Source organism: Moorena producens 3L (genome assembly GCF_000211815.1).
GTDB lineage: Bacteria > Cyanobacteriota > Cyanobacteriia > Cyanobacteriales > Coleofasciculaceae > Moorena > Moorena producens.
The window spans coordinates 1-24,962 of sequence record NZ_GL890952.1; the positions used below are offsets into that span (position 1 = coordinate 1).

Here is a 24,962-nt window from a genome sequence, read left to right on the forward strand (position 1 = left end):
CAGCGGTCAGCCCTCAGTCCTTAGCCTTAGCTGATAGCTGATAGCTGATAGCTGATAGCTGATAGCTGATAGCTGATAGCTGATAGCTGATAGCTGATAGCTGATAGCTGATAGCTGATAGCTGATAGCTGATAGCTGATAGCTCCCTAAATTAATAATCACCCCCAGACCCATAGCGCCATGCTTCTAGCCAACGGTGGAAATAATATTTTGGTTTCGGTGGCAAAGTATTCAACATGCCACTGATTAATTTACCTACTGGATACAAACTACTGTAAACCGCTAAATTACTATAATGAAGCATCCAATCCAATAGCATGGTTAATCCTACTTGAGGAATCACTGGCACGACTAATGCTGGTTTAGTTAATGATGTCACAAATAGGGTTTTAGATAATCCTGAAAACTTCACTACATCTTGGAGGAAGGGCTTAAGCACATCATCTCCTAGGTTTGCCATGGCTTGGAATACACCAGTGAGTAATTGATTAATTTGATTTGGTGCTAGTTGTTGCTTGATGCCAACACTCATCGTCCGTTGAAACATCCACGTTACGCCAATATTAGGCTGATAGGGTTGTAGTTGGGCTAAAGCATTGCGGTCTAGCAAATCATACTCCAAGGCTTCATGAATACCGTTACTTAGACGCTTTAAATGTCTGACCATGGAACCAAATCCACCAAAACTGACTGGTGATTGCCCACCACTGCTATCGCCTATGGGTAAAATCCGATTCCAAGGCATTCTTAGGGGACTTTTTTGATAGGAAGGAAAAAAGCCAAATAGTACTCGTTTAAAATCAAGTTGGGCTAACTCTACTCCCTGGTATTCTGGTAAGAGACGGAAGTATTCGTCACATAAAAATTCTAAACTAGGACGTTCGGGATTAGCATCTAAGTAGGTAAATAAATAGGTTGTTCTACCATCCCGGGCTGGAAATGCTTCCCAGAAATATTGACATTGATTTTGGATAGGAGTGAAGGATACAATCAAATCCCCCATGTCATTTTTAGGATAGCCTTGAGCACAGCTACCAACCACTAAACAAACTCCTTCTGGTTTCTGACCTTGCCTGACTTGCTTAACAATTGGGGAAAAATGTCCCATGGCATCGATCAGTAAGCGAGCTTTAACTTGGGTATCCTCCAACTGGTCAACCTTCAAGCCGATTGAGACGCCATCGGGATGAATGGTTGCTTGTGTAAAGGATGTCTTTTCAAAGAGCTTACCGCCAGCAGCTAAAAATTTGGCTTTGAGGGTATCGAGCAGAAAGACTGGGTCAACACCAATGTTGAGTACGTCGTTTACCAAGAAATCAGGACCCTCGAAAAAACTGATCCGAGCTGGGTTATACTCGGATGCGATCGCATTTTCTAATTCCGCCGTTGAGAGTAACTCAAGTTCCAGGAATACTTCCAGTTCTTGGCGAGAGATATTCCACTCTTGGTCTCTACCCCGCAAAACCCCCCGTTCAACTACGGCAACTCGCCAGCCTCGCTGTTGTAGAGCAGCACCAATCAGAATTCCCAAGGTACCGCCACAGATTACTACATCCAAGTCTAGGGTGCCTAATTCCTCTTCGGTTTCTGTAATCACCTCTGGGATTGGAGTTGTACCCTCTCGTAAGGCTTTCCAGACTTTGTCAGCACTGCGCAGGCGTCCGAGAACATCACCAGGTAACTGGGATAGGATTTGTTCGGTTTGACTCATGGATGTTGCTTGATAGTTAGATGCTAAGACTTCCTTTGTTTTATAGCAAGGCAAGTATAGTTTAGGACACAGTATTTTGTTTTAAAGGGAACAGCGGATCTGGGAACAGGGAACAGAGGATCACCGGAACAGGGAACAAAAATTATCACAATTCCTACACGAATCCCTATCCAAACCTTGAACAGGCAACCATTCATCCCGATGGCGTCTCAATAGCTGGCATTAAAGATACGGTAATTTAGGCAAGTGCGATCGCATCAGCCTGTGAGCCTGGTGAATGAGCCTGTTAGCCTCGCGGTCGAAGCTCTGAGCCTCGTGCTTGAACCTCTTCCACCTCTTCCCACTATTCCCTGTTCCCTGTTCCCTGTTCCCTTTGCTCTACAGCTTAAGACCATAGCCATGTTGAGATTTTTAACAAAATCACTATTCCCAAAAAAAAGTTTGACAAGTTGTCATACTTGAATATTAAATATAGTTACCACGACCAAATATTCGTCATGGTTTTGATGCAAAGCGCGAATGGGGGTTTCCCCCTGTTGCCTTGCTCAATCGCTCGTTTAGCCAAAGGGAGCTGTATCCGCCGCCCGGCTTCCTCCCCGCTCAAACTGGGATGGGGTATTCAGCGGCAAGTGAATCAAGAAAATGTTCAAAAAACTAGGTTTAGTTCTTGCTAGCATCTTACTAGCCATCGCCACCTTTGCTCTGTCCGTAGCACCTGCTACTGCAGCTACTGTAGAAGTGGACATGGGTTCGACTAAAGGTTCTCCTATGCAATTTGTTCCTAAGAAAGTTGAAATTCATCCTGGAGATACCGTTAAGTGGGTTAACAAGAAGATGTTTCCTCACAACGTAATCTTCCAAGGAGCTGGAGCAGACAAATCTCACAAAAAGCTTACCTACAAACCAGGTGAATCGTTTACAGCCACATTTGATAAGATTGGAACTTACAGCTATTTCTGCGGACCCCACCGTGGTGCAGGTATGACTGGCACAGTTGTTGTGCAATAGTTGCATCAATTAAGCCGTATATCTCTAGGGATAAAGTGGGCAATGCCCACCTTATTTTGTTAACTTTTGTTATAAGTTTGACAGCCTGTCATTTGACACAGTTCCTCCTCTTAGTGAACGCTAATATCTGGCTCAACGCCATATTGAGAGGAGAAACACTTTGAAAAAAATACTAATTGCGATTCTGCTAGTTTTCGCTTTAATAACCTTGAGCTTCCCTGATTCCGCTTTAGCTGCTGGTGATGCGGCTAAAGGGAAAATGGTATTTAACGCTAACTGCAATGCTTGTCATCAGGGCGGTGTAAACAGAGTCATACCCATGAAAAATCTGAAGAAGGAGGCCCTGGAGAAATTTGGGATGTATTCTGCTGCAGCTATCATCAAACAAGTCACAAACGGCAAAGGAGCTATGCCTCGCTTTGGTGGTCGTTTAAAACCCGACCAAATTGAAGATGTAGCTGCTTATGTTTTACAACAGGCTGATAAAGGCTGGTAGGCTGCATTCAGTGACCAGTTATTAACCAGTTATTAATCAATCATCCCGTAGGGTGCGTTAGGTGCGGTGTAATCAACTACCAACAGTGTAGAGTTGACGCCAGGAGCGCCGTAACGCACCAGCCATAGCTGTTTAAAAATTAATTAAGGTAAGCATATGTGCTATGAGCACGCTACGCGAACAGCAGTCAGCCCTAACTTTGGGATAGACAGAAGGATGTCGATCGCGCGGTCTGCGCCCCTCTGTCTTGCCAAGGATTTTAGCCCGAACCTTCATCGTGCCAAGGCATCGCTACTAAACGAAAACCCACATGATTGGTTCCTGTATCAGGAGCTTGGGACTCTCGTGCTTCAGGACGATAACGGCTGCAATAATTTCGGGCGCAGAGGAAAGATCCGCCTTTAATCACATGGAGTGCCCCTTGATCAGGCTTTTCCGGATCGAAACTACTGCCTTGATCCGGTCCCAATGGATTGAGGCTGCGATCTTTCCCCCTATGACCCACACGATACCAATCTGCGGTTAATTCCCAAACGTTGCCCAGCATATCGTAAAGACCGTAACCATTGGGAGAGAAGGATTCGACCGGGGCAGGACCGAGATAGCCATCGGCTTTGGTGTTGAAGAAGGGGAAGAAGCCTTGCCAGGTGTTGGCTTTGTGAGGGGCATATTGTTCACCAGGGATCGAGGTGTCAGTGTCAAGACCACCCCGTGCTGCATATTCCCATTGGGCTTCGGTGGGGAGCGTTTTACCCACCCAATCGGCATAGGCAACCGCATCTTCATAGGCAATGTGAACAACAGGGTACTTGTCAAAACCTTCAATGGTGCTGTCGGGTCCGTAGGGATGTTGCCAATTAGCACCAACGACCCAATCCCACCAGCTTAAATAAGCTACTTGTTGGATACCCGGTGCAGGGGGCTGAAACACCAGGGAACCGGGCTGTCGTTGCGCTTCGGTTAAGCCAGGGAATTGGTCTTTGGCCAGGGGACGTTCGGCAACGGTGACGTAGCCTGTAGCTTGGACAAATGCTTGATAGTCGGCGTTGGTAACTTCGTGGCGATCGATGCAAAAACTATCCACGGTCACATCAACAGCAGAACGCTCTGAAGGATAGTAGGTGTCGGAGCCGATCATAAAGGTTCCCCCAGGGATCAACACCATACCTTCAGGACAGGGAGAATCGGCAAAAGCCAAAGGTGACGAAGTGAAGACGGTTGGGAAAAGGAAAAGGAGGGAGACCGCCAGCAAAATGCCAACAAGATCACGAGTTAAATTCTTCTGAAGCAAGGAGAAAAACATGGACATTCAAGAACAGTAATCTAAGAGGGGGGTCGGGGCGATCGCAGAGCGGTTGAACCGTTTCGTTTTAGTTCGGGCGATGAGATGAATAAGGGTGGGCAATGCCCACCCTGCTAAAAGTTCGGTACTCGGGTATGTACTCCTATTCCGACCTTAAATCAATACTCGAATTGTGCCTGCAATCCTGATATTTTGCATGGGTTAATGGTAGAACGGAATGGGATTAAGACGGAAGGGCTGCCCGCAGGATGCCTCTACGGACTCTTCAAAGGTTGACATCTGACCGTAGCCCACGTCATCCAACATCACCACAAGGATATTGGGGGCATTTTCAATACCGAAGGTAGAGGGTAATTTCAGGTCTGCCTTTTCGGATTCCGAGTCTTCCTAAGTCAGACCGATTTTGCCCGTGAAAATGGGGTCGGGATGGGGTAAGATCTGCTGGGCCATTGCTGGCAACACAGCAGTATTGAGGAAAAAGGAGAGGGCGATCGCGATCGCGGCGATCGCTCTCCATATTCGGTGCAAAAAACCGTTGAAAAACATGAGTAAAGTCTTACAAAAAAGGGTTGACAAAATTCAGACCGCATCCCAAAACAAGATATGAATCGTTTTGGGATGGTCGGTGGAGGGGAGATCGCAGAACTCGATGCTAGAACAATTCCGAACATATGGGAGTCTCGTTAAATGATGGATCGATATCGATTGTCACCTTCTCAATCTCACCTCCCGTAAATTCAAAGGGAGGTTTGTAGGTGTCACTGACTGGAGCCTGTAGATCCATTCCCACATCCTGAGTATCTACCCCAAATCGCCCCGGAAATGTTGCCTCAATTCGGCTGCAATCCACCGGAGTTGTCATATCGTTGACATAGAGAAAAGCCCTGCCACCACAGCCAAATCCTGCGGAGCAGGTATTGCCGTCGTAGACAAATTCAACCTTAACGCGAGTCGATCCACTCGATAGTGGAGTGAGATCAGTAAGAAGGGTTCGCTCAACATCGACATAGTTATACTCATAGACCAGATCATGGTCTGGAGTGACATAGAGACTATAACCTCCAGCAGTGCCTCCATTGGCCAAAATAACGCCTTGAACGGTTTCCGCATCGCTAATATTTAGATCTGCGGTAATACGGTAGGAGGTGTTAGCAACATTAGGAGCAGAGGCGGCAGGCAGATGGATGGCTCCTGGATAAAACTCGAAGTAGGTGCGATCGCCCAAAACAGTGGGACGTTCGACCAAGTAGCGCTCGGTAAAGCGATCGTCAATAGGCAAGACACCGTATTTGTCTGCTTCGCTATCAAATAGAGCCTGCAGTTCTGCTAATTTGTCTGGATTCTGGGCTGAGAGATCGTCATGCTGGGTAAAGTCTGCGTCCAGATTGAACAATTCCCATTTGTCTTCATCGATCGGACTCGAGCCAGTGGTAATCCAAGGAATTCGGTGGAATGCTGATGCCATCCAACCATCATTGTAAACCCCACGATGGGCAAACATCTCGAAATACTGGGTGTCCCGAGGCGCGGGTTGACTTGCCCCATCCTTCCCGAAAGTATTGGCAAAGCTCGCTCCTTCGAGGGGTTTTTGGCCGATGCCATTAAACTTATTGGGAGGTTGAATGCCAACTATATCCAAGATCGTTGGGGTAACATCGATAACATGGAGAAACTGATCCCGCAAATCTAGGTTTCGGTCTCCTGTGGCTTGGATGCCATCGGGCCAAGAAATCACCATCGGATTGCGAGTGCCACCAAAGTACGAGGCAACCTGTTTGGTCCAACGAAAAGGACTATCCGTAGCCCAAGACCAACCAATGGCAAAGTGAGGCGACGTTTCGGGGCCACCCCAAATGTCTTTGCACTTCAAGTTATCTTCCATCGTCAAGGGAGCGCCGCCCAAGTTCGCAATTTCATTACAGGTGCCTGGAATACCCCCTTCTGCACTGGCGCCATTATCACCAACGATGTAGATAATTAGGGTGTTATCTTTTTCACCCAATTCATCAATGGCATCGATCACCCGACCGACTTCCTCATCTGTATATTCCAAGAAGCCCGCATAGGTTTGCATTTGCAAGGCAAGCAAGTCCCTGGCTCCTTCAAGATCGAACTGAGGGTCATCCCAAGCAGGAATTGCTGCGGGTCGCTCCGTACATTTGGCATCGGCAGGAATCACACCTTGTGCTTTCTGATTCGCACAGATGGCGGCCTGTTCCACATCCCAGCCATCAACAAACATACCATTAGGCGATCCTGCTGCAATGGCATGTTCTCCCCCAGCTTTGTACTTATCAACATAAGAGGCTGGAGGCTGGTGGGGAGCATGGGTCGCTCCGGGGGAGAAATAGAGAAAGAAGGGGGTGTCTGGAGACAAAGAGCGATTATAGCGCAGCCAGCTAATGGCCTGATCGGCTAGATCGTGGTTCAGGTTGTAACCCTCTTCAGGAGAGGCGGGTTGATTGATGGGATTGCGGTTTTCATACAAGGTGGGATACCACTGATCCGTTTCGCCCCCAATAAAGCCGTAGAAATAGTCGAAACCGAGATCGTTAGGCCAGCGCGTGAAGGGACCAAACCAGCATGTTTGGTTATCGGGGACGTTATGGTTTTTACCAAACCAACTCGTGCTATAGCCGTGAGCCTGCAAAATTTGGGCAACCGTTGCCGTGCTCTGAGGAATGAGTCCGGTATAACCTGGAAACCCCGTTGCCATTTCTTGAATGCTACCAGAGGCTGCAGAATGGGAGTTGCGACCGGTTAACAAGGCAGCGCGGGTGGGAGAACAGAGGGAGGTGGTATGGAAGCGGTTGTAGCTCAAGCCATTCTCTACCAATTTGTCGAGGGTAGGGGTGACAATCGGCCCTCCAAAGGCTTCTGATGCGCCAAAGCCGACATCATCTAGTAGCACCAGCAGGATGTTAGGTGCGCCTTCAGGGGGTTGAGGGCTCATGAGAATAGCATCATCTGCCTCTGATTGGTCGTAGGTTTCTTCGATCTGGCCGTTAAAGGTAGGGTCTGGGAGGGGTAGGTCTTGGGCCAACCCAGGGGGGACGGCGATACTCAAAAAGAGAGCGATCGCGTCTGAAGAAACAAGGCGACCGGGCTCCAAGGCATTTTTACCACAAAGGCACAAAGTACACGAAGGGAAGAGGCGATCGCTTGCTCTTAGAAATATGAGTGTTGGTTGTGGTTATGGTTATTTTTTGCTAAGTAGGTCGTGCAAAAAAAAAGGATGTATGTTACAAATTATAAAGTGTTGCCGAAGAAAGGAGTCAGAGGTATGGGAGCCAGACTGAGAGTGTTTCTCACCCAAGAAGAAGAAAGAACGCTCTGGGAATTGAGGAGGGCTACCACCGTAAGTCAACGAGTCAAAGATTGGCCGTAGGCCACGCTACGCGATCGAGCAGAAGCAGTTCGTTTAAGTCATCAAGGCGCTTTATGTCGAACAGATCGCCACTCACCTGCACTCGACAGCTAAAACGGTTAGGAAGACACTAAACGCCTGGAAAACAAAAGGTAGGGCATGACTATGGGAGGCATCAGGACGAGGGCGACAAAGAAGATGGAGCGAAGGGGACATCGAATACCTAGAAGACTGTCTAAGAATTGACCCGAGAACCTACAACAGCGTTCAACTCGCCGAAAAACTCTGTCGGGAACGACAAGTTGACCTCAGTCCTGAGTATCTACGTCAGATCCTCAAAAAAAGGGGGTGATTTGGAAGCGGACGCGAGTGAGTCATCAAAAACGGCAAGATCCACAGAAGCGGTGGCTCACGCAAAACGACCTGGAAATCCTTGAACTGGCGGCTGCTGCTGGAGAGATTGACTTGCTTTACGCCGACGAATCGGGATGCTGTTTGTGGAGTGCCGCCAGCTACAGCTATTACTTTAAAGGAGAGCAGAAGCGGCAAGAACAGACGAAAAAACGGGGGAAACGATTGAGCCTTTTGGGTCTGTGGCAACCGTTGGTGACATTTGTGTGCAGTTTGGTGTTGGGGAGGCAGGATAGCGAAGACTTCATCTTGCCTGATGCACGAACAAGCCCAAGTGGCTGGTGCAATTTACCAACGCACCGGTCGAATCCGTGTGATCACCCTCGTGCTTCGGCTCGATTCATACAAGTAAAGCTGTGAAAGAGAAACTTCCCCAATGGGAAGCGATGGGACTTTACTTATTCTTTTTGCCACCTTACTGTTCCGTTCCGGAACCCCATTGAGTTGGAGTGGGAGCATCGCGGATCGCGATCAATTGGTCGGTCAGATGTTTGAATCGGAGTCGGAATTAGCGTACCACGTGACTGTAGGACTTGAGGCTCGAGGAGAGCGCAACGGACATCAGGTTGATTATGTCAACCTGCGAGGTGTGAAATAATCCTTTACAAACATCTCTTTTTTTCTCTGGGACTACTTATTATATTTCAGTAATAGGATAGGTGTACGCCTGTAATGTATGATAGAAACTTTAGGGGGGTATTGCATACGCCCATTGCTTGAGTCGAAGCCGTGACCGGTGGGCCAGGGATCAAAAGGCCCCATGGCAATACTGCTCGGATAAGCCCGAATCCCCACTCGTGCTCTTCTACTAATTTTTTGGAGATTTCAATGAAAAGACTGTTAATTACTCTACTGGTCACTCTTGTGACTAGCTTTTGCTTGTTTGCCAATGAGGCCGCACTGGCAATATGTAGTTGCACTAATATGGCGGTGGCATTTGGGGGAACTGGGGTTAATATTTGCTCTAACAACACGTTGAATTTTAGCGAATGTACTCGGTCTAATGGCGGAACTGGAACAGCTTGTCCAAGTAATACATACGTCTATAACTGCCCAACAGGCGCAAATACGTTCGACCCTTTATCACAAGGCACTGGTTTTAAGGTTGCTGCCACCTATGCTCCTGGAAGTACGGCTTCAGACTGCATCCCTGGCCAGATCCTACAGGAGACAATTACCAGCAATATGCCGATTACCTACCCAAAGATTAATCCGACGACATTGACTGGCAATCAGACCATAGGGGGGCTTGATCTACGAATCAATAACAATGCCAGTCAATCATACCCGCGTGTTGGTCAGATCTACCAGGGGACGACAAGGCAGTTTTTCGGTGGTGACAACTATGAAGGAGGTGCAACAACTGTGATTTCTAGCCAGTCAAACACGGGTTCAGAGTGGTGGGATAATCCTGACCAAACCAAGGATAATCAGACAGAAAATGCAACTTGGAGATTTCGTTTCATTTCTTTCGTCCGTGGGAGTGCTGGACAGCAAAATTGTTCCTGTGCCACTGACATTGCAGTGGATTGGGGCAGCAATGTCAACCCAGTGACCGGGATACAGCGGGGCACGAGCGGCAATGAGAACTGTCGGTGACCCCAAAACCCGAACCATATGTTTCCCTCCCATCCTCATAATTTGCTGGTTGCGATCGCATAACGGGCGATCGCCCGTTATGCGATCGTCCTTTGCAAGAAGGCATTGGCAAAGCATCGTGTGGCTTATGGGCATAATCTAGCAGTTCTGGCGTTCAAGTAATGAATAGCTAGACTTCAAATTCACCAAAATACTTTCTGATCTCAGTTCAAGCAAGTAATAACGTGCCCAAGGAGGCAAGATGAAACGTTTACTTTCTAGTATTGTCACTACAATGCTGGCCATAGCTATTGTTTTTAATTTCCATGTCGGTGCTGCTATGGCTGTTGGAAGTGGCCTAGTGTATGACAAAAATGATTCGAAGTTGGCCGCAACTGCTGTTAAAGCGTCTGATAGCCAGGGGATAAACTCAGTAGCGGAAGCCGCTCAAGCCGCCGTGGCATTGGCATCAAAGCCTGGAGTAGGGTCTCTTAATCCTCTCATCCTGGCTGGTCATGGAAGTCCTGGACTCATTGGATTAGGTAGTGGCACTTCATCCGTATACCAGAAGGGAAAAGATCTCCAGAATGGAAAGCTGGGTGATGTGAGGTCTGAGCTAGCCACAATGAAAAGTTCTCTGGATGCAGATGGCTATGTAATCCTTTCCGGGTGTGAGACCGGACAGGGTGCGGCAGGTCTCAGTTTAGTCAAAGAGTTGTCTACCGAATTTAGCTCTGCTAATGCCATGGTATTTGCCAATACAAAATGTATTGGTTTAAGTGCTAACTATGGAACAGGGAGTTCAGTTTGTTCTGTTGAAGGGAATACATTGTGGCAGCAAAGTTCTGTGATCGCAGCTAAGAAGGGCAATCAGGTTACAGTTGATAGAACTTTGATGAAAACCCTGACTCCAAAACTATGTGTGCCTAAGAAGTAGTGGTGTGGTCTCAGAGTTCAATGCAGCTGATGGGCAGGCGATCGCTTTGGCTTGCCCGAAAGATTTTGGCCCATCGCTGACCTGAATTGTTCCTCACTGAAGTTCGATTTGAGACTGTTGGAGCTTAGTGGTGCAGAAAACTTTTTAGGTCAATTGCACTATATCTTCACGAGTCAGGAGAGGTTTGCTAAACAGGGAATAGATGAGATGCTTGAAGTCTTCCACAACCCCAAAGCACCTCTATGTCTACTCCCCTTCTTCACCTATCTCGCCTTCTACTATTGCCAATTCCTCAGACCCTTCAGCCCATGCTAGTCGCGTTGGATCATTCAAGATGTCAGGATTTCTCCAACGTTCCCGAAAGGAAGTGTAATCGTCTGATGATGTAAGTGGGCCATAATAGTGATCGAATCCGACGTTTTATCGATATTATGGCAGTAGTGTGAAAGGTATTATAGGCAATCCCTACCAGTAGGATGTTGGGTGCATCTTCAGGGGTCTGAGGTCCAAGGAGGGTATTGTAATCTGCCTCTGATTTGTCGTAAGTTTCTTCGATGGTGCCGTTAAACTCGGGGTCTGGAAGGGGCAGATCTTCGGTTAACCCGGGGGAGACGGCGATACTCAACAAGAGAGGGAGAGCGATCGCGATCGCCACTACTCCTTTCAAAATTCGGTTTAAAAAACCGTTACAAAACATCAATAATAAAGTCTCACAAAAACAAATGTAAAATCTCGGGTTGTTGTCCGGAGATTTCAAGATCAGTTTAGGGGTAAGCTATCTCTGGAAATAGACAAAAATTCCCACTTTTTAAGCTATAGAAATTAAAAAACCAGTTTTTTAAAATCATAAATACCACTTATAATAAGATTTATTGTTTTGTTTTGGCAGAATGCCGTACAAAGGAGTGTGTTGATGGATGTCAGCGATCGCAAAGTTGCCCGAGATCGAACCAATATCGAGACGAGCGATCGCAAGATTGTCTCCAAATCCTTTACAGATTTGGATGGTTTCAAAGAGTTTTTTGACTATCAAGGGAAGGAAATAATACAACTCACTCCCGGCTCTCTTCAGGCCGAGTTTTTATCAATTCAGATGAGTGATTTCCATTTTGTGTACAATCAAGCAAACCAAGGCGTTCAATTTTCAGGTGATGGCACAAAAGAATATATATCTTTTGCGATACTTTGGTCTGAGAAGGAAAAGGAATATTACTCTTTTCGTCACGGTGTAACCGTGACACAGATTGTCATCCCCGTTCAAACTTTTAATACTTATGCCGATCGCCTCCAACCCCACGATTTAGGCGATCGCTTCCGGAGTAAAAATCATGTCAATTTGCTACCCACTGGAATGCGAGAAATTAAAGATTACTTGAAACAATTGATTTGGTTAGCAGTATATCAACCGACTTGGTTATATCAACCTCATATCGAACAACTCGTTATCGATGATTTCCTGCCTTTGTTAATCGGTCAAATTCCCATTAAACGAAATGCCAAGGCGTTTCTCAAACCTTCGCGGCGATCGCAGCTTATTGTCCGCGCCGAACAACATATGTTAGCCAATATGGGAAAACCTTTGACTTTAAAACAGCTTGCTGAAGATTTAGAATCGAGCAGTTCTGCCTTATCTTATGGTTTTCGGGACTTATTTGGCTTAAGTCCCATGCGCTATCTCAAGGTACGACGACTTAATGCAGTGCGAGAACGCTTGAAGGAAAGCGAACCAGAACGTTGTACCATAGCCATCCTTGCTAGTGAATTTGGGTTCTACAGTCCTTGTCATTTTACTAGAGATTACAAAGCTATGTTTGGGGAGTTACCTTCAGAGACATTGCGAAACACTGCAAAAGTTAGCTTGGGTATCGATTGATAAATACAGCGGTTTGCAATTCAGTCAGGTACAAATTCTTGGGTTTTAGGGAGCAGGGAGCAGGGAACAAAAAACAGGGAATATATAATTTTGCGCATTCTAAATTATTAAAATACAAAAATTGTGTAAACCACCCAAGTAAAAACCACTATATTAATCAACATATTAGAGAAATTACTGAAGTCTATAGGCTTAACTTTAACTAAAATAACGATAAACAGGACTAACGGGATAAACACCGAAAAATTGACTATAGCAATCCGTTTAGGAATTGTGAAAATTTTTCTGATCTACTCCCAACTCCCGACTCCCGACTCCCGACTCCCGACTCCCGACTCCCGATTCCCGATTCCCTGCTCCCTGCTCCCTGCTCCCTGCTCCCTGCTCCCTTTCCTATACTTTGAAGGATGAAACTACAAACAAGACTGGAATTAGTCATACTAGTCATTTTCTTATGCGGCTGGATCATAGCTGGGTTGATCACCTATGCTGTAGAGCAACAAAATGCTCGTAAGGAAGTTGTTCATACTGCGGAAGTGCTGTTGAGTACAGCAGTGGCGGCTAGGGACTACACTACTGATCAAGTTCGACCGTTGCTGCGAGAACTGGAAACAGAAGAGTTCCTTCCCCAAACTGTCCCCTCCTATGCCGCCCAACAATTGTTCAAGGGTCTGAACCAGGACTATGAAGGCTATACCTATGCTGAGCGGGCGCTTAACCCCACCAACCTCAAAGATCTGGCTGAGGGATGGCAAGTTGAGCTGATTAGAGAATTTATCACTCACCCCAATCTCAAGGAAATTATTGGGCAGCGCTCTACCAAGCAAGGACTCAAAAGTGTGTACGTTGCCCAACCGATCCAGATTAAGTCCCAAAGCTGTTTGCAATGTCACGGCAAGCCAGAAGATGCTCCCCCAGCGTTGATTAAAACCTATGGTGATGCCAGGGGCTTTGATTGGAAGCTCAATGAGATTGTTGGGATCAGGTTGCTCTCTGTGCCTACGTCAATGCCGGAGAAACAAGCGCGACAGGCTATTTTTTCATTCTTATTGCTGCTAGCCAGCATTTTCTTAATCGCTTACACCACAGTCAGTCTAATCGTCAGGCGCTGGGTAGTTAATCCCCTCAACAGCATTGCTCACTTGGTGGAGGAAATCAGCCTCAGAAAGGTAGAAGGTTCGCAATTACCAGATGGTCGCTCTGATGAAATTGGCAAGCTCAGCCAATCCATCAATAGATTGCTAATCAGCTTGAGTAAAGCGCTTTCAAACTGCAACTTACCATCAAGTCATTCTGACGATATCCCCTAAAACCAAATGACTGCAAAAAACTTAACTATTCTCGGCCTCACCGGTCTGTTGCTTTTAGCCTATACCTTTGTGAGTAGCAACCCAGACCTGGTATCAGACTCGATAGTGAAGTACCTACAGATTACGGTATTGGTCTGCGGTAGTGTTGTAATCGTTAATTTTCTTTCCTTTCTGGTAGTTGATGTTTGGTTTGCCCGCTCCCAAGGTAAACAACCCTCAGCCTTGCTCAAGCTAGTTATTTCCCTATTACTCTATGCAGTTTGCTCGGTTTTGATTTTAGGAATACTGGGGGAAAACATAGCAGCCTTCTTTACCACCTCAGCATTAATCACAGCGGTGATCGGCTTTGCTCTACAGTCTACTTTAGGTAATTTCTTTTCAGGGGTAGCCCTACGCATTGACCAACCCTTTCAAATTGGTGACCGAGTGATTATCCGTGATGTAGAGGGCGTCATCGAGTCCATCACCTGGCGCTCGATAGCGATACGTCAGTGTACTGGTGAAATGACTTACATTCCTAATGGGTTACTGTCAGATGACTTACTTACGGTGATTCCTACTAAGACATCCACGGTACAACCAGTGATGCGCTCTGTGGAATTTTTAGTTCCTGCTGCTTCTCCCCCCCAACAAGTCATTGATGCTGCCTATGGAGCAGTCCTGAATCAGCCCCACCCTAACATTAACCTTGACAAACCGATTCAAGTCAGGATGTGGGAATATGACTTGGCGGATCCAGGGCTGTTTATCACTTACAAACTTTTCTACTTTCCTAAAAACTACAACCTTGCTCCATTGCACACGGATCGCGAACTCTTACGCCGAGTCTGGTATGGGTTAAGCCGTGAAGAATTAAGTCCTAGGTATATTATTCCCTCCCACAAGCAGCACCTCAAACTCCTCAGCTCCATTGAATTCTTCCGCCACTTCAGCCTTGGAGCACAGAAAATCCTGATCGAATCTGCCAAGCCTCTACTATTTGATGCTGGTGAAACCCTCAGTAGTAAAAATCTGCCTCAAGACGCTATGTTTATAGTAGTTAAAGGCTGCCTAGAGGTAGAGCAACAGGTGGTTATCACCTTGGGCAAGACTACAGTCAAACCATTCACTCATAGACCCAAAGCCCAACCCCCTACTCCATTAGATCAACAGGTGATTGAAAGGCTTGCCTATCAACTAGCTCACTACATCGGTCCTACTGCTTTTTCTGTAGCCCATGAGGCGGCACAGCAGACATCGTCTCTCTACTGGCTATACCAACTGTTAGCAGCAGAGATTCACGATCTTGAACAACGGCAGGAATTTCTCAAGTACTCCCCTCAATTTCCTGTGGAACAGTTACAAGCCGGAGACTTCTTCGGTGAGATGACTCTTTTCTTAGGTAAACCCTTGCCAAAGGTTACCATCACTGCTGCCATGGAGACTGAGATTCTGGTCATCACTCAGGAGTCTCTTACTGAAGCGTTACGGGACGATCACACACTCCTAGATCTGTTGAGCCAGATAGTTGCTAAGCATCAGAGCAACTATCTGGCTGGAACAATGCAGATGTCTTCCTTAGAGGTATTACCAGCAGATGCGATGAAGCTTCGCTTCCGCTAAAAGCGATTGGCCTTTGGCCACGCTACGCTATTGACCGTAGGTCACGCTACGCGAACGCAAAGCACATCGGCCATCTGATTAGTGTTTAGTTGTCGGGAATCGGGAATCGGGAATCGGGAATCGGGAATCGGGAATCGGGAATCGGGAATCGGGAATCGGGAAAGAGAGGGGAGTGTGGGGCGGGGGCGCGGGGAGTGTGGGGCGGGGGCGCGGGGAGTGTGGGGCGGGGGCGCGGGGAGTGTGGGGCGGGGGCGCGGGGAGTGTGGGGCGGGGGCGCGGGGAGTGATAAAAGTCAGATCAGCTGAAAATGCCATGACTTACCCACTCAGATATGTAAAATATCTGTAATCCTCTTTTCCCTACTGCAAATTGGTTTAATCTTCTAACAAGAGCAAAATTAAAAAGATTACAATCTCTTGAACTGGATTTAACCATGAAAATTGATCATGTTCATTTCTATGTTGAAGATGCTACAGTTTTTTCTGATTGGTTAGTCCACACTCTTGGCTTTCAACGGGTCGCCAGTGGCAGTAGTTACCATACCTACACAGAAGTTGTAAAAAGTGGCTCAATCACGTTTCTTATCTCTTCACCTCTAACATCAGCAAGTCCTATTGCTGAGTTTTTGCGTCTACATCCTCCTGGGGTGGCTGACATCGCTTTTCTAGTAGAAGACCTGGAAGCGGTGATTGAGAATACGTCCGCTCAGGGCAACCAAGTGGTACAACCACCTCAGGAGCAATTTCAAAGACAGGGACGCCTAAAGTGGAGTAGAATCCCCTCCTGGGGTTCTCTGGTTCATACCCTGGTTGAGCGAGATGGCATCTGTGACGAATCGTTTTTCCCGGCTCAGTTGAACTGGATCACGAAGACTGCTCAGGGTAAGCCACCCTCCCTCAGTATAGAGGGAAACCAGGGAAATAACCATCCTCAGACCATGTTCACCACCATTGATCATGTAGTACTTAATGTAGCGGTTGGTGAGTTAGAACGGGCAGTAAATTGGTATCAACACGTGCTGGGATTTTGCCCACAACAAATATTTTCTATTAAGACACAACAGTCTGGTTTATACTCTCAGGTCATGGTTGATCCCACTGGTGAAGTGCAGTTGCCGATCAATGAACCAACTTCTGCTAATTCCCAGATTCAGGAATTTCTAGATTTCAATGGTGGACCAGGAATCCAGCATATTGCTCTTAGAACTAGCAATATAGTAGAAGCGATCGCGCAACTCCGTGGTCGAGGTTTACCGTTTATTGAAGTTCCTCCCAGCTACTACAGCCAGTTGCGGCAAAGACCAGGGGGCTCTAATTTACCTTTACCACCAGCAGAATGGGAAGAAATTGCTACCAGACAAATTTTAGTAGATTGGCAGCAAGAGTTTCCTCAAGCTTTGTTACTTCAAACCTTCACCAAGCCCATTTTTGGCAAGCCTACTTTCTTTTTTGAAGTGATTGAGCGCCGCTTTCAGGCCAAGGGCTTTGGAGAAGGAAATTTTCGTGCTTTATTTGAAGCCATCGAGCGGGAACAGAACAAGCGAGGAAGTTTAGGAACCTAAGCTAATGCGCTACGCGCACGCGTGCGCGTTCAGCATACGGCGGTTTGCATAACTATCAGGTACACAGGATTGTTTTCCCACTTCCGACTTCCCTGTTCTCTCTTCCCTCTTCCCTGCTCCCTGCTCCCTGCTCCCTACTCCCTAAAAACCCAGAACGAAAGTACCTAACTGAATGGCAAACCGCTGTATGCTTACGTTAATAATGCTCAAGGTTAATTTCTCTACTTGGAGGTATTGACAAAATGCCTTAGCTTTTAACTTGTAACGAATATCAAGTATCCAGTAGAATTCTCTGTATAGTGACAAACCTTAGTTTTATAGACCATAAAATCATGGGAAGTAAGAGTGGGAAGGTGTCGTCTAAGAAAAAAAAACGGGGGCGGTCAGTCCTTTATTTTAGAGTCCTTTACCTTCTAGGTCAAACTATGGTAAAACAAGTCGTTTCGACGGAAACTGTTTAGACTAACTATTTCCTCATCTTAAACTCAAAAACCATAAAGTGTCATCAAAGGTGAGTTTTAAATGTTAACCGCATTACAACAAAAAAAATTAACAACATTATTCAATAATATCGATGCTGATTCAGGTGGAACTCTCAACCAAGATGATTTTCATCTGATTTTGAATAAACTGGCTAGTTCACGAGGGCTAAAACCTAATTCTTGGCAATATGCTTATCTGCGTTCAATCTTGGTTTCCATGTGGAATAACTTGAGTTTGGCTGATCAAAACAGCGATGCAGAAATCACCCTTGAGGAATGGTTTAAGTATTACGACAATCTGATTCACTCAGATGCCTATGAACCCCTTATTCAATTGCAATGTGATGTCTTTTTTGCTTTACTTGATCAGGATGACAATGGAGAAATTAGTCAGCAAGAGTATGTAGATTTGGTCAGTGCCTATGGTGTTGATGCTAGTTGGGCAAGGGAAAATTTTGGCCATCTCGATTTGAATAGTGATGGACATATCTCTGAGGAAGAGCTTTTTACCTTGATGGATGAATTTTTCCGCAGTGATAATCCAAAATCTCCAGGAAATTACTTTTGGGGTTCCTATTAAATTTTTACGGTATTAATTTCAGCTATTTTCCATGGATCGAATTCGACGTTCAGACATTCCAGAATTTTATTTTGCAATATTTTATTGTCCAATAGATGTATAAATCAATAAGACTGGGTACACCTTTTGCTATTTAGTTAGTCCTAAACTTCTTACACAACAAGGGATACCCAGATTATTTACTATATAGCACTACGCATTAAGGTGTTTGACATTCCTAAACTCCGAAACTTAGTCATAGCTTACTTCTGACTTCTGACTTCTGACTTCTGACTTACCCGTAGCGCTATACCACTTGATAAAACCCATCAACTATTTCTTCCAAGGAAACTTAGTACCCATTTCAGTTAGGGCAGAAAATACCAGATACAGGATCAGTAAACCAACAGTAGCTAGAAACAAAACGATATCATTATCCATAAAATTAAGGGAATCGGGAATCGGGAATCGGGAATCGGGAATCGGGAATCGGGGATAATAATTGACGCCAATATAACATAAAAATTAGTTGATATAATTATAGTAAATAAAGACTCCCTTGAGCAGGACTTTTCCACAGTTTAACGCTTTTATTCCGGGAGGTTTTTGTTTGCGTTCGCGAAGCGGTTCCAAAGGAAAATAGCATCCTTAGATAGGATATTTAAATTCAGCGTTGCTGAATTACGGGATGAATGAGGGATAGACAGGTATCTGCTTTGGTGGCACCGGCACTCAAGAGCAAACATTTAAACTATATCCCCTTGTGCGACATGAGATACCAACCAAAACCAAAAAATCGAAACGCCCAGCATCCAGGTAAATGTCCTTTCGGTGCTTGAGTAATGTCAAAGATCAGATCTTTGTAACTATCCATCTGCCAACCAACACGCTTGACAAACTCAACCGACTCATTAGATATGATTCCAGAGTCTTGTATTGATAATTTTTCTACAGATTGTTTATTATCAATATAAATTTTCTTTTGGATACTAAATCCAAATTTATCGGAACTATATTTTATCCATAACTTATCAATAGCTAAGAGGTCAGTAGTGGGAAAGTTTTTTATCTCTTCTGGTCTGATCCAATCTCCCTCTTTACGACCAACTACTTCTAGCATTACAAGGTATGTCTCATAGTCTGCTTCTCTCCACTTACCTTCCGAAAGAAGCTGCTGTAGCTTTGAATAATCAACGCTATGTCTTGGATAATAATTATCGTTACTCATCGTAATACCTGCCGAAGTTTTACGTTAATAGCCTTAGGAAAAGGTAGAGGATTGACCAGCTCTATTGTTACTTTATGGCACCAGCCCGATCCAGAGGCCAAAATCGTTTAGTAGCTTTCCCAATAATATTTTCCCTAGGGACAAATCCCCAATGGTGACTGTCATAACTATTATTACGGTTATCTCCTAGGACAGTGTAAGAATCAGGCGGCACTGTTACAGGACCCCAGCTGTACTGAGGGGGTTCTTCAATATAGTTTTCTTCCAACGGTTGATTATTAACATAAACCTTGCCACCATTGACTTCTATCTTATCTCCTGGGAGACCAATGATCCGACTAATAAATGCATCTTTAAAATTTTGCTCTTTTAGTTTCTCCGTTGGCAAAAAAACTACAATATCTTTTCGTTGTATCTCTTGGAAAGAGTAACTCCACTTGTTGATAATTAAACGATCATTAATTTGCAGTGTCGGCAGCATTGATCCTGATGGGATATAGCGAGCTTCTACCAGATTTCTCGATAAGGGCGCAATCAAAGCAGTCAAAATTATGAAAATAGCAACGATGATTATAGTGTTTTTTGTTCTTTCTCTACGAACTGGTGATGCCACATAAGCGTAATATGCAACAATACCTTGAAAAATAATTGGAGCTAATGGGAAAATGGTTGAGGCTATAAATAAAACCAATAATAAAATACCAATTAAATATTTTTTTAGATAGAAATGACCCAGTCCTGGAATTATTCTTGATAAAAAAACAGCTAGCCACGGATCTTTATTGTCTTTCCTTAGGCGTTCAAAGCTTAAATTATTGACTTTTCTAGTACAACTATAGGCATCAAAAAGATTCCATAAACTAATTATTATAGCAGCTATCAAAAAAATGAAACCGAGACCTGTATTTGTCGTCGTGTCAAAAACTATTAACCATACACCCAAACTCAATAAGAGAATTTCAGTAACTATCAAAATCCATCCTCGAATGGATTTGCCTCCATAGAGTTGACCTAATCCCGGCCAAAAAGATGATAAATTGACCGCCAGCCAAGGTTCTTTTCCCGAATTAGATTGAGATAAAATTTGTCCTGATTGAGACATGAATTGCTTTTACAACAACCTGATGATACTCGAATTTTGCACCTTTTTAGCTCACATTACCATACACTCTCACATCTATTCCATAATGATTTATCTCGAATTGTTAAATCATTTAACTAAATTTAACTAAAAATTACGGCGTTGCTGAATCAGGGTATGATTTTCAACATGTGCGTTCGCAAAGCGGTTCTTTTGGAACATCGCTCTCCCCTTTTAAACTTCCGAATCTATCTCCCTATAACCGGTATTCAACCGGGTGGACTCACTTTTGCAAAAATACGACCATTGAAGGCTAATATCATCTCAGGATAATTACCCTGAATAAAAATCTCCCCTATCCCCCCATCTGCCCACCCTCCCCACCCTCCCCTGATTTATAGATTTACAACAAAAAGATGCACCCTATTCAACCTTCCTCCTGTTCCTGCTCAAAAGATAGCAATTGGTCAAGCCAACCCTGAAACTCTTCAACAGAAGCAATAGTAATTCCTTGTCGATGCAAGGTTTTCAACACAGAGACCGACTCAATCTGGTTAATTGTCTCAACCAACTCCCTTGGCACATCCTCAAATCGTACCTGAAGGACTTCCAAAAGAGTCTCTCGACTAGTTTGGAGAATGCCTTCTTCCATCCCCTCTTTACGAGCAAGGCGCTCTATACTGGTAACATAGGGCATTGTGCTTTCCTCCTCAAAACGTCTGACTTGCTGTTTAAACCCAATCTGAAAGCTATCCGGTAATGTCATCATCCAGTCGATGAGCCGGAATAATTCTAGGATATCTTGTCTACTATACCCTCGTTGATAAAGACTCTTGGCAATGGTTAATTTGCCCTGATACCGTCCCTCGGGATTTTGAACAGTTTGCTGAGTGGTGCGATGTGCAGCCACAATCACAGCAAAAGGATTAGTGCTTTGTTCTAGTTTAGACAGCTGATAATCTAACAGCTTAGCTACTGGAAACTGCAATAAAACTCGACAACCCCAAATCTCGTAATTGTATTCACTTGGTCGCCAAGACTCTTCATCATCAGCGAGAACAGCTAAACTGACTACCTTCCGTCGATACATATCAAAGATGCGATAGTTGTAGACGTACATCCTTTCCGCAAAGACTGACTGAGCCTGACTCTGTACTTCCACATGAATCAGTACCCACGTTTCTTCACCGTCTTGTCGCCAAACTTTGACCAGTTTATCGGCTTCCCTGCTGCCAATTTCTGCATCTCGAGCCACCTGTTGGAATTCTGTATCAAGAAATTCATAGCCTCTTTCCCAGTCAATGTTACGATCAATCTCGGGAAAAAAGAATGCCATGAAGGATTCAAAATAGATGGAAAGCGCTTCTTTCCAGGGATTATCGTAATCGGCTCTTGGATTGGTCATTGAGTATGAGAAAACTGAATTATGCTATCTTAGCAAAGCCCTTGTCAGCCAATCCCTATCCAGCCAATTCCTGCTTAAGGTGTAAGCATTCAGCCATCAGCCGTCAGCCGTCAGCTTATTTTATTCAAAAGCACCTCAAGGAGGTTACGCTATGGGCATAAGCTGATAGCTGAATGCTTACCTTAAGGTTTTTAAAGATTGCGTTCGCGTAGCGTGGCCCAAAGGCCAAGGTCAATCCCAAAGCGGTTCCAGAGGAACATCGCTAAACCGTTTCTCATCATAATAAGGTAAACAAGATTGTTTCCCGATTCCCGATTCCCGATTCCCGATTCCCGATTCCCTCCTAAACCCTCAAACGCCTTTCAATCCCATTCTCCCAACAATCATACATCTCCTGAACTGTCACCTCAATCACACACTGACCATTGCCCACCAGTACTCGTAAACCAGCATTTTCCCCTTGAACAACACCCAGTTGTTGCCAATATCCCTCATCCCCTAACTTTTGCTGTAGATAAGATTCCCAACTTGTTTGGTGTTGAGGACTTACAGAAACCAGAATCCGACTCCCCCCCTCACCAAAGAGCACTTCATCCCAGCGCAGGTCTAACGACTCGGACCTATAGCCTAGAGTAATGTCTGCCCCCAACTTACCTGGGATACAGGATTCAGCCAAAGCCACCACTAATCCCCCTTCAGCACAGTCATGAGCAGAATTTATCCAACCTTGACCGATACCCTCTCGCGTTACCGTTTGGATACGACGCTCTAAATCAAAATCCACTACTGGTGGCTTGCCCGCAACCATGCCATGAATCGTTGCCAGATACTCGGACGCACCTAATGTAATTTGGGATTTAATTTGGGATTGACTATTTTCCCAGTATTTAGTCCCCAATCCTAATAAATAGATTAAATCCCCTTCAGCTTGCCAACCTTGACCACAGGTTTTAGTAATCTCAGCAATTAATCCCACCATCCCCACCACTGGCGTAGGGTAAATCGACTCAGGATTGCCGTCACTATCAATGGTTTCGTTATACAAGGAAACATTACCCCCAGTCACAGGAGTGCCCATTTCCCGGCAAGCCTCTGCTATTCCTGCACAAGCAGAAGCCAGTTGCCAGTAACCCACAGGCTTTTCTGGAGAACCAAAATTCAGATTATCCGTTACTGCCAAAGGTTCTGCACCCACACAACTCAGATTCCGTGCTGCTTCTGCTACCACAGCCTTTGCCCCTTCATAGGGGTCAAGATAAACATAACGGGAATTACAATCTACAGTTGCCGCCACACCAGCATTAGAGGTTACAGATCGAAGGTTAGCAGGTTGAAGGTTAGCAGGTTGTTCGCCTTTGGCGTTCCCGTAGGGTAGGTTGGTTGAAGGTTGAAGGTTAGCAGGTTGTTCGCCTTTGGCGTTCCCGTAGGGTAGGTTGGTTGAAGGTTGAAGGTTAGCAGGTTGCAGGTTAGCAGGTTGTTCGCCTTTGGCGTTCCCGTAGGGTAGGTTAGCAGGTTGCAGGTTAGTTTCGGTTGAACCTTGGCCTTTCGGCCACGCTTCGCGAACAACATTCAACCTTTCAACATTCAACCGTTCAACGTTCAACCGTTCAACGTTCAACCGTTCAACGTTCAATCCTTGTAAAGGGCGTAACCGAATCACCGCAGCATCAGCATTTCCTGGCAGAATTAAGGTATTGTTTTGGACTTGGTGGTCATACTGGCGATAAACCCAACGTTTCGACGCAATAGTTGGAGTATCTAGGAGTTGAAGTAAGATTTGATTCCAAGTGTGATGCTTACCGTTAATCTCAATACCTGTAACATTACAGGGAGGGAGGGATTTCCCATGCCATTCCCAAGCCTTCAATGCATAGTCTGGTGGTTCTGTCAATAGCTCCCGGTGATAAATTGGAGTATTATCTGCTAGAGCAGTAGCTGGGATTTCTGCTGCTACCTCTCCTTTGAACAAAATCCTGACCAAAGGTTCTTCGATTACCTTACCTGCTACCACAGCATGGAGTCCCCAACGGTGGAAAATATCTATCAGTTCTTGTTCTCGACCCTTGTGGGCAACAAACAGCATTCGTTCTTGGGATTCCGACAGCAGGTATTCATAAGGCACCATACCCGTTTCTCGCGCTGGAACCAGGTCTAAATCGAACTCAATACCCAAGCCCCCTTTAGCTGCCATTTCTGAAGTAGAACAGGTTATGCCAGCGGCTCCCATATCTTGAGCAGCTACTACGGCACCGGTTTGAAATGCCTCAAGACAGGCTTCAATTAGAGACTTTTCTAGGAACGGGTCCCCCACTTGCACCGCTGGGCGGTCATCTAGGGATTGATCCGTCAGTTCCGCACTAGCAAAACTTGCCCCTCCCATGCCATCTCTACCGGTAGTGGACCCGACATAGAGCACAGGATTCCCCACCCCAGAGGCTCCAGAGGTAACAATTTCTGGAGTTTCCATCAGTCCCAAGGCCATGACATTCACCAAGGGATTACCAGTGTATGCCCGGTCAAAGTAAACTTCACCCCCTACTGTAGGGACACCCACGCAATTGCCATAGTGACTGATTCCTGCTACTACCCCATTAAACAATCGTCTAGTGTTGGCATTATCCAAACTCCCAAAGCGCAGAGAGTTTAAGACCGCAATCGGGCGAGCTCCCATGGTAAAAATATCCCGTAGAATCCCCCCTACTCCGGTAGCAGCTCCTTGAAACGGTTCTACCGCTGAGGGGTGATTGTGGGATTCGATTTTAAAGGCCAGTTGTAGCCCATCACCTAAGTCTACAACACCAGCATTTTCCCCAGGACCGACTAGAATACGTTTGCCTTCTGTGGGAAATTGCTTGAGTAGAGGACGGGAGTTCTTGTAGCAGCAATGTTCCGACCACATCACACCGAACATTCCCAGTTCAGCTTTATTGGGATGACGCCCTAGGCGCTGGACAATTTCTTCATATTCAGAAGGGGTTAACCCTTCAGCAGCAATCTCTTCTGGGGAAAAGGAGGTAGAGGAATTAGTGGGCATATGACTCTGGCACAAA

At 45.5% G+C, this 24,962-nt stretch carries 22 protein-coding genes and 1 pseudogene; 13 read left to right on the top strand and 10 right to left on the bottom strand.

Going from position 1 to position 24,962, the window contains the following annotated elements; genetic code table 11:
* Nucleotides 1-151 precede the first annotated feature (151 nt).
* Nucleotides 152-1,711 carry an FAD-dependent monooxygenase family protein gene (locus tag LYNGBM3L_RS23515; RefSeq protein WP_009149664.1) on the bottom strand — a complete coding sequence of 520 codons (1,560 nt, stop codon included), beginning with the start codon at nt 1,709-1,711 and terminating at the stop codon, nt 152-154.
* A 642-nt stretch (nt 1,712-2,353) separates the two neighbouring features.
* Here LYNGBM3L_RS23515 and petE point away from each other — a divergent pair.
* Together petE and petJ are read left to right on the top strand one after the other, a co-directional pair.
* Nucleotides 2,354-2,719, top strand: coding sequence for a plastocyanin (gene petE, locus LYNGBM3L_RS23520; protein WP_009149666.1), 366 nt, complete (start codon nt 2,354-2,356; stop codon nt 2,717-2,719).
* A 160-nt stretch (nt 2,720-2,879) separates the two neighbouring features.
* A complete protein-coding gene (gene petJ / locus LYNGBM3L_RS23525) occupies nt 2,880-3,215 on the top strand; it encodes a cytochrome c6 PetJ (RefSeq protein WP_009149668.1) in 336 nt (111 codons plus the stop codon).
* Nucleotides 3,216-3,474: 259 nt separating this feature from the next.
* Here the strand turns inward: petJ and LYNGBM3L_RS23530 are convergent, their stop codons facing one another.
* The 3 genes from LYNGBM3L_RS23530 to LYNGBM3L_RS23540 form a co-directional block, all read right to left on the bottom strand.
* On the bottom strand, nt 3,475-4,518 hold the full coding sequence (locus tag LYNGBM3L_RS23530; protein ID WP_009149670.1) for a formylglycine-generating enzyme family protein: 1,044 nt from the start codon (nt 4,516-4,518) through the stop codon (nt 3,475-3,477).
* A 387-nt stretch (nt 4,519-4,905) separates the two neighbouring features.
* Nucleotides 4,906-5,064, bottom strand: coding sequence for a hypothetical protein (locus LYNGBM3L_RS44170; RefSeq protein WP_154659893.1), 159 nt, complete (start codon nt 5,062-5,064; stop codon nt 4,906-4,908).
* Nucleotides 5,065-5,170: 106 nt separating this feature from the next.
* A complete protein-coding gene (locus LYNGBM3L_RS23540) occupies nt 5,171-7,630 on the bottom strand; it encodes an arylsulfatase (RefSeq protein ID WP_009149674.1) in 2,460 nt (819 codons plus the stop codon).
* A gap of 171 nt (nt 7,631-7,801) precedes the next feature.
* Between LYNGBM3L_RS23540 and LYNGBM3L_RS50550 the strand changes: the two are divergent.
* From LYNGBM3L_RS50550 to LYNGBM3L_RS23560, 4 genes and pseudogenes are all read left to right on the top strand, one after another.
* A pseudogene (locus tag LYNGBM3L_RS50550) lies at nt 7,802-8,739 on the top strand (IS630 family transposase).
* A complete protein-coding gene (locus LYNGBM3L_RS38800) occupies nt 8,673-8,894 on the top strand; it encodes a hypothetical protein (protein ID WP_009149679.1) in 222 nt (73 codons plus the stop codon). The pseudogene LYNGBM3L_RS50550 and the gene LYNGBM3L_RS38800 overlap by 67 nt, the downstream one beginning before the upstream one ends.
* 230 nt (nt 8,895-9,124) lie before the next feature.
* Nucleotides 9,125-9,895 (top strand): hypothetical protein, encoded by a 771-nt coding sequence (locus LYNGBM3L_RS23555; protein ID WP_009149682.1) that lies wholly within the window; start codon nt 9,125-9,127, stop codon nt 9,893-9,895.
* Nucleotides 9,896-10,136: 241 nt separating this feature from the next.
* Nucleotides 10,137-10,811: a DUF4347 domain-containing protein gene (locus LYNGBM3L_RS23560; RefSeq protein WP_044494513.1), complete on the top strand. Its 675-nt coding sequence runs from the start codon at nt 10,137-10,139 to the stop codon at nt 10,809-10,811.
* A 337-nt stretch (nt 10,812-11,148) separates the two neighbouring features.
* On the opposite strand, the gene LYNGBM3L_RS23565 is transcribed toward LYNGBM3L_RS23560, so the two are convergent.
* A complete protein-coding gene (locus LYNGBM3L_RS23565; protein ID WP_009149689.1) occupies nt 11,149-11,508 on the bottom strand; it encodes a hypothetical protein in 360 nt (119 codons plus the stop codon).
* 180 nt (nt 11,509-11,688) lie between these two features.
* Between LYNGBM3L_RS23565 and LYNGBM3L_RS23570 the strand changes: the two genes are divergently transcribed.
* From LYNGBM3L_RS23570 to LYNGBM3L_RS23580, 4 genes are all read left to right on the top strand, one after another.
* On the top strand, nt 11,689-12,684 hold the full coding sequence (locus tag LYNGBM3L_RS23570; protein ID WP_229414667.1) for a helix-turn-helix domain-containing protein: 996 nt from the start codon (nt 11,689-11,691) through the stop codon (nt 12,682-12,684).
* Nucleotides 12,685-12,957: 273 nt separating this feature from the next.
* The gene (locus tag LYNGBM3L_RS44180) at nt 12,958-13,095 is read left to right on the top strand and encodes a hypothetical protein (RefSeq protein WP_154659894.1); all 138 of its coding nucleotides are present in this window, start codon (nt 12,958-12,960) and stop codon (nt 13,093-13,095) included.
* The gene (locus tag LYNGBM3L_RS23575) at nt 13,092-13,994 is read left to right on the top strand and encodes a c-type heme family protein (protein WP_009149695.1); all 903 of its coding nucleotides are present in this window, start codon (nt 13,092-13,094) and stop codon (nt 13,992-13,994) included. The genes LYNGBM3L_RS44180 and LYNGBM3L_RS23575 overlap by 4 nt, the downstream gene beginning before the upstream one ends.
* Before the next feature lie 6 nt (nt 13,995-14,000).
* A complete protein-coding gene (locus LYNGBM3L_RS23580) occupies nt 14,001-15,596 on the top strand; it encodes a mechanosensitive ion channel domain-containing protein (RefSeq protein ID WP_009149697.1) in 1,596 nt (531 codons plus the stop codon).
* Nucleotides 15,597-15,637: 41 nt separating this feature from the next.
* Here LYNGBM3L_RS23580 and LYNGBM3L_RS44185 read toward each other — a convergent pair whose 3' ends face one another.
* Nucleotides 15,638-15,910: a hypothetical protein gene (locus LYNGBM3L_RS44185; RefSeq protein ID WP_154659895.1), complete on the bottom strand. Its 273-nt coding sequence runs from the start codon at nt 15,908-15,910 to the stop codon at nt 15,638-15,640.
* A 119-nt stretch (nt 15,911-16,029) separates the two neighbouring features.
* On the opposite strand from LYNGBM3L_RS44185, the gene hppD reads away from it, so the two are divergent.
* Together hppD and LYNGBM3L_RS23595 are read left to right on the top strand one after the other, a co-directional pair.
* Nucleotides 16,030-17,157, top strand: coding sequence for a 4-hydroxyphenylpyruvate dioxygenase (gene hppD / locus LYNGBM3L_RS23590; RefSeq protein ID WP_009149701.1), 1,128 nt, complete (start codon nt 16,030-16,032; stop codon nt 17,155-17,157).
* 522 nt (nt 17,158-17,679) lie between these two features.
* Nucleotides 17,680-18,219, top strand: a complete 540-nt coding sequence (locus LYNGBM3L_RS23595; protein WP_009149703.1) for an EF-hand domain-containing protein — start codon at nt 17,680-17,682, stop codon at nt 18,217-18,219.
* A 730-nt stretch (nt 18,220-18,949) separates the two neighbouring features.
* On the opposite strand, the gene LYNGBM3L_RS23600 is transcribed toward LYNGBM3L_RS23595, so the two are convergent.
* The 3 genes from LYNGBM3L_RS23600 to LYNGBM3L_RS23610 all read right to left on the bottom strand — a co-directional run bounded on the left by LYNGBM3L_RS23600 (nt 18,950) and on the right by LYNGBM3L_RS23610 (nt 21,912).
* Nucleotides 18,950-19,426, bottom strand: a complete 477-nt coding sequence (locus tag LYNGBM3L_RS23600; protein WP_009149707.1) for a GUN4 domain-containing protein — start codon at nt 19,424-19,426, stop codon at nt 18,950-18,952.
* A gap of 67 nt (nt 19,427-19,493) precedes the next feature.
* Nucleotides 19,494-20,528: a signal peptidase I gene (gene lepB / locus LYNGBM3L_RS50555; protein ID WP_009149709.1), complete on the bottom strand. Its 1,035-nt coding sequence runs from the start codon at nt 20,526-20,528 to the stop codon at nt 19,494-19,496.
* Nucleotides 20,529-20,934: 406 nt separating this feature from the next.
* Entirely contained in the window at nt 20,935-21,912 is a 978-nt protein-coding gene (locus LYNGBM3L_RS23610; RefSeq protein WP_009149711.1) for an RpnC/YadD family protein, read from the bottom strand.
* 5 nt (nt 21,913-21,917) lie between these two features.
* Here LYNGBM3L_RS23610 and LYNGBM3L_RS44195 point away from each other — a divergent pair, with 5 nt between their 5' ends.
* The gene (locus tag LYNGBM3L_RS44195; RefSeq protein WP_154659897.1) at nt 21,918-22,073 is read left to right on the top strand and encodes a hypothetical protein; all 156 of its coding nucleotides are present in this window, start codon (nt 21,918-21,920) and stop codon (nt 22,071-22,073) included.
* 182 nt (nt 22,074-22,255) lie between these two features.
* Here the strand turns inward: LYNGBM3L_RS44195 and purL are convergent, their stop codons facing one another.
* Complete coding sequence (purL, locus tag LYNGBM3L_RS47780) at nt 22,256-24,946, bottom strand: phosphoribosylformylglycinamidine synthase subunit PurL (protein WP_044494516.1); 2,691 nt, start codon at nt 24,944-24,946, stop codon at nt 22,256-22,258.
* Nucleotides 24,947-24,962 lie beyond the last annotated feature (16 nt).